Annotated in this window: 8 protein-coding genes; 6 read left to right on the forward strand and 2 right to left on the reverse strand. The window is 63.6% G+C overall.

Annotated features, from left to right (window positions below; translation table 11 throughout):
- A partial coding sequence (locus VF497_RS06690; RefSeq protein ID WP_330886958.1) for a LysR family transcriptional regulator occupies window positions 1-140 on the reverse strand: 140 nt, incomplete at its 3' end.
- 442 nt (window positions 141-582) lie between these two features.
- On the opposite strand from VF497_RS06690, the gene VF497_RS06695 reads away from it, so the two are divergent.
- Together VF497_RS06695 and bfr are read left to right on the forward strand one after the other, a co-directional pair.
- A complete protein-coding gene (locus VF497_RS06695) occupies window positions 583-798 on the forward strand; it encodes a (2Fe-2S)-binding protein (protein ID WP_330886960.1) in 216 nt (71 codons plus the stop codon).
- A gap of 124 nt (window positions 799-922) precedes the next feature.
- Window positions 923-1,393, forward strand: coding sequence for a bacterioferritin (gene bfr, locus VF497_RS06700; protein WP_330886945.1), 471 nt, complete (start codon window positions 923-925; stop codon window positions 1,391-1,393).
- A gap of 60 nt (window positions 1,394-1,453) precedes the next feature.
- On the opposite strand, the gene VF497_RS06705 is transcribed toward bfr, so the two are convergent.
- The gene (locus tag VF497_RS06705) at window positions 1,454-1,870 is read right to left on the reverse strand and encodes a CopD family protein (protein ID WP_330886948.1); all 417 of its coding nucleotides are present in this window, start codon (window positions 1,868-1,870) and stop codon (window positions 1,454-1,456) included.
- A 101-nt stretch (window positions 1,871-1,971) separates the two neighbouring features.
- Between VF497_RS06705 and VF497_RS06710 the strand changes: the two genes are divergently transcribed.
- The 4 genes from VF497_RS06710 to nudC all read left to right on the forward strand — a co-directional run.
- Window positions 1,972-2,718 (forward strand): DUF6776 family protein, encoded by a 747-nt coding sequence (locus tag VF497_RS06710; RefSeq protein WP_330886950.1) that lies wholly within the window; start codon window positions 1,972-1,974, stop codon window positions 2,716-2,718.
- A complete protein-coding gene (locus VF497_RS06715; protein ID WP_330886952.1) occupies window positions 2,699-3,133 on the forward strand; it encodes a polymer-forming cytoskeletal protein in 435 nt (144 codons plus the stop codon). The genes VF497_RS06710 and VF497_RS06715 overlap by 20 nt, the downstream gene beginning before the upstream one ends.
- A gap of 31 nt (window positions 3,134-3,164) precedes the next feature.
- Window positions 3,165-3,527, forward strand: a complete 363-nt coding sequence (erpA, locus tag VF497_RS06720; RefSeq protein WP_330886954.1) for an iron-sulfur cluster insertion protein ErpA — start codon at window positions 3,165-3,167, stop codon at window positions 3,525-3,527.
- Window positions 3,528-3,611: 84 nt separating this feature from the next.
- A partial coding sequence (nudC, locus tag VF497_RS06725) for an NAD(+) diphosphatase (RefSeq protein ID WP_330886956.1) occupies window positions 3,612-4,372 on the forward strand: 761 nt, incomplete at its 3' end.

Consider the following 4,372-nt stretch of genomic DNA (forward strand, 5'->3'; position numbering starts at 1 on the left):
AGCGGTACGCCGAACTCGCGTTCGAGCGTGCGGATCTGTTGCGCGACCGCCGCCGGGGTAATGTCGAGCACGCGCGCCGCCGCGGCCATCGAGCCGCGCTCGACGACGCTGACGAACGTGTGGAGGAATTGGGTGTCCATCGCCCTATCCTACCCCGACTCCGCGCCCGCCATTCCCGGCGGGCAGCACGGCGCGGGCATGATGCCGTAGCGAACATTCGCGCAGCGGATGGCCCGAGGGGCGAGCGTCTGGATGGCGCGAGTCAACGGGAATCCAGTTCTTGCTTTTGGTTCTTTTCGCGCCGTCCTTCGGTTGTCCGTGCGTGTTCGATGCGCGCGCTACTTTCTGATCCCCTGAGTCCTCTGGGACAACAAACTCCGTAACTGCCGAGCCCGCAAACGCTGCCGCAGCCTCGCTCAGGCTGGGTGTTGACGCCAGAATTCCATACGGATTTCATTTGTCGATTACGGAGTTTGTTGGTCGAGATCAATTCTTCGGCCGGTATTTCACGAAGCCGAAAGTATTTGACAATCATTCTCATTTGCAATTGAATATGGCCGTCGCACCACCATGTTAACGTCCATGTACGTCTGCATCTGCAACGCCGTCACCGAGAAGATGATCCGTCAGGCCGCCGCCGAAGGTGTGCGCAGCCTCGGCGAACTCACCCGCCGCACGGGTTGCTCGGGCGACTGCGGCAGCTGCGCCGATCTCGCCGAGGAGGTGCTGCGCGAGGCGCATGTTCGTCGCAAGCCGCGACTGGATTTCGGCCTGCCGCTGATCGCGCAGGCAGCCTGACGTCTGCGCGCATCGTGCGCGCGATTGCCGCTCCCCAAAACCGCAAATGCTCACGATTCGCGTTTCATCGCGCGAAGTGCCCGCGCGTTATAGTCGTCGCATCACGCACGATCGGAGTTCGGCAATGAAGGGCGATAAACAGGTCATCGCGCACCTCAACAAGGTGTTGTTCAACGAGCTGACCGCGATCAATCAGTATTTCCTGCATGCGCGCATGTACAAGAACTGGGGCTACAAGGAACTGGCCGAGCACGAGTACAAGGAATCGATCGACGAGATGAAGCATGCGGACAAGCTCATCGAGCGCATCCTGTTCCTCGAAGGCCTGCCGAACCTGCAGGCGCTGGGCAAGCTGATGATCGGCGAAACGCCGATCGAAGTTATCAAATGCGATCTCAAGCTCGAGCAGATCGCGCATCCCGATCTGAAGACCGCGATCGCGCATTGCGAGAAGGTCGGCGACTACGTCAGCCGCGAGCTGTTCGAGGAGATCCTCGAATCCGAGGAAGAGCACATCGACTGGCTGGAGACGCAACTCGGCCTGGTCAAGCAGCTCGGCGAAACCGGGTATCTGCAGCAGAAGCTGGGGTCGTGAACCGGGGCGATACGCCGAAGAGCCCAGGATAAATGAAATGCCGGCTGTGCCGGCATGGCTTCATGTGGGCTTGACCACCGCCAGCAGCACGATCGCGATCAGGAACAGCGCCGGCACCTCGTTGAACACGCGCAGCCAGCGCGAAGAGTGCATGTTGCGGTCTTCGCCGAACTGTTTCACCAGATGCGCCAGGTAGACGTGATAGGCGACGAGGCCGAGTACGAACGCGAGCTTGGCGTGCAGCCAGCCTTGATGCAGGTAGCTTGGCACGAGGATCAGCGTCCAGATGCCGAAGGTCAGCGCGAGCGCGCCGCCGATGTGCGTGATGCCGAGCAGCCGTCGCTGCATGATCTGCAATTGCGCGCGCACTGCGGCGTTGTCGGACTCGACGTGATAGATGAACAGGCGCGGCAGGTAGAACAGCCCGGCAAACCAGGTCACGACGAAGACGATGTGCAGGGCCTTGATCCAGAGCATGGGCGCGGCGAATGTGAACAGGCAGGCAGTATAGCCGTGGCGAATGGATGCGGGGCCGCGTTTTTCGCTAAGCTTCCTGACTCGTACTGCATCGCACGCGCATGGCCCACGTCCCGCCGCCCCCCGCCTTGGTCATCCGCCCGCACGAGCAGCGTTCGCGCTGGCGCGAGTGGACGACGCTAGGCCTGTTCTGGTTCGCCTCGATCCTCGTCGCGGTCGCGCTGACTTGGGCGCTGCGCGAGAACGTGCCGGCGGATGGCGTCGCGCAGCTCCGTCACGCGCTCGATCAGAATGCGACGCTGCAGCAGCGCGTCGCCGTGCTCGAGCGCGCGCAGCAGGTGGGGAATGCGGCGAATGCGGACCTGCAGCGTCAGATCGGCGAACGCCAGGCGGAGATCGCCGGGCTGCGCGCCGACCTCGCCTTCTACAGCAGCCTGACCCGCGCCGACGCCAAGCGCGAAGGCTTCAGCGTGCAGGCGCTGAGCCTGGTCGCGGCGCGCGACAATCCGCGCCTGTTCAATTTTTCCCTCACCCTGACCCAGAATCTCAAGCCGGGCCAGATTGCGAGCGGGCAGGTCAGGCTCAGCGTCAGCGGCACGCGCGCCGACAAGCTCGTGACGATCGACTGGGCCGATCTCGCCGCCAACGCCGATGCGAAGGGAATGGGATTTTCCTTCAAGTATTTTCAACAAATAAAAGGTACTCTTCTGCTGCCGGAGGGCTTCGCGCCGAATGGCGTACGTGTCGAGGCCGATGCCGGTTCCGAGTTCGGCAAGAGTTCGCGCGATTTCGCATGGGGGGAAATATTGACCACGTCGGGAGGGACGCATGCTGGGGAATCGAAATAAGGCCAATCAGGTAGTGCCGGCCGAGACCACCTCGTTGATCGCGAATGGCACGCAGATTCGTGGCGATGTCACCTTCAACGGCCGCCTGCATGTCGATGGCAGTGTCGAAGGCGCATTGCACGGCGAAGGCGACAACGCCGTGCTGACCCTGTCGAACAGCGCGCGCATCAAGGGTCAGATCACCGCCCCGCACGTAGTCATCAACGGCGAAGTCGAGGGCGACGTCACCGCGACGCAGCGCCTCGAACTCGCCGCCGGCGCGCGCGTCGAGGGCAATGTCTACTACAAGGTCATGGAAATGTCGGCCGGCGCGCAGATCAACGGCAAGATCGTGCATCGCGGCGATGCGCCGAAGCAGCTGGCCGCGCCGGAAGAGACGGACGAATTCGCGCTGTCCGGTGCCGCGCACACTTGATTTCGTGCGGACCGGCACGATCTAGACCTGCATGGATACCACGCCCAGCTACCAGACCGCACTCGAGCAGCCGCTGATCTTCACCGACGCGGCTGCGCACAAGGTGCGCGAGCTGATCGCCGAGGAGAATAATCCCGAGCTCAAGCTGCGCGTCTACATTTCCGGCGGTGGCTGTTCGGGCTTTCAGTACGGTTTCACCTTCGATGAAGCGCGCGCCGAGGACGACCTCGCCCTGGAAAAGGGGGGCGTCACCCTCGTCGTCGATCCGCTCAGCCTGCAGTATCTGATGGGCGCCGAGATCGACTACAGCGAAAGCCTGCAGGGCGCGCAGTTCGTGATCCGCAACCCGAACGCGAAAACGACCTGCGGCTGCGGTTCGTCCTTCAGCATCTGATCCGCTGACGCCATCCCTGAAAAAAAGCACCCGCACCCGGGTGCTTTTCTTTTTCGGTCAGATACGCGCGCTAAAATGGCGTCCATGAGCTCCCTCGCGCGCAGCCGCAGCAACACGTTCTCTTCCCTCGACATCGAACGCGACGCTGACTGGCGCAGCGATACCGCGACGATCAACGAACGCCTGCGCGGCGAGGCAGCGCGATTCCTGCTCCTGCGCGATGATGGCCGTGCGCTCGTCACTTCCGGCCGCGAACGTTTGGCGGAACTGGGTCGCGACGACTTTGTCCGCGCCGGCGGTGCGGAGGCGGCGACGATCTATCTCGGCAACGTGCAGGGCCACGAATGGTTCGCGTGGCGCCAAGGCGATGCCGCGGCTGCGGCGATCGCCGCGCGGATCGGCGGTGACTTCGTCGACCTGCGCAGCGCCGGCATGACGCTCGAAGTCGCCGATGCCGGTCTGTTCGCCTATGCGCGCGCGATCGTCAACTGGCAGGAACGCACGCGTTACTGCAGCGTCTGTGGTTCGGCCGTTCGGCTCGAAAGCGCCGGCCACCGCGCCGTGTGCACGAACCCGCAATGCGCCGCCGAGCATTTTCCGCGCACCGATCCGGCGATGATCGTCATCGTCGCGCACGGCGATGCTTGCCTGCTCGGGCGCCAGGCGAGCTGGCCGAAAGGTCGCTACTCCGCGCTGGCCGGCTTCGTCGAACCAGGCGAGACGCTCGAAGCCGCGGTGCAGCGCGAGGTGTACGAGGAGGCCGGCGTGCGCGTGGTCGACTGCGATTACCACTCCTCGCAGCCTTGGCCGTTCCCGTCGTCGATCATGCTCGGCTTCACCGCGCG

It is taken from the genome of Rudaea sp. (genome assembly GCF_036383415.1).
Taxonomy (GTDB): Bacteria; Pseudomonadota; Gammaproteobacteria; order Xanthomonadales; family Rhodanobacteraceae; genus Rudaea.